Annotated in this window: 1 protein-coding gene; it reads right to left on the reverse strand. The window is 72.0% G+C overall.

Translation table 11 applies throughout. The features are described 5' to 3' along the window. A partial coding sequence (locus SM753_RS20820) for a glycosyltransferase (protein ID WP_323192956.1) occupies positions 1-261 on the reverse strand: 261 nt, incomplete at both ends.

A 261-nucleotide genomic window follows, 5' to 3' on the forward strand; every position in this document is an offset into this window, starting at 1 on the left:
GTCCATCTGGTCGTCGCCGCCGAGGACCGCGGTCGCCTCCACGCCCTCCGCGAGCGCGCGCTGGTACCCGGTCTTGATGGCGCCACCGACGCCGCGGTTCCGCTCGTGCTGGATCGGGACGACGAGGTCCTCGTAGCGCCCCTCGTGCGCGTCGTTCTTCCGCGCCGCGTACGCCGTTATCTCCGCCCACGTGTCGTCGGTCGACCCGTCGTCGACGACGTACGCGCGGTCCACGAACGCCGGGAGGTCCTCGATGACGCG

The organism is Halostella sp. PRR32, assembly GCF_034808085.1.
GTDB classification, from domain to species: domain Archaea; phylum Halobacteriota; class Halobacteria; order Halobacteriales; family Natronoarchaeaceae; genus Halostella; species Halostella pelagica.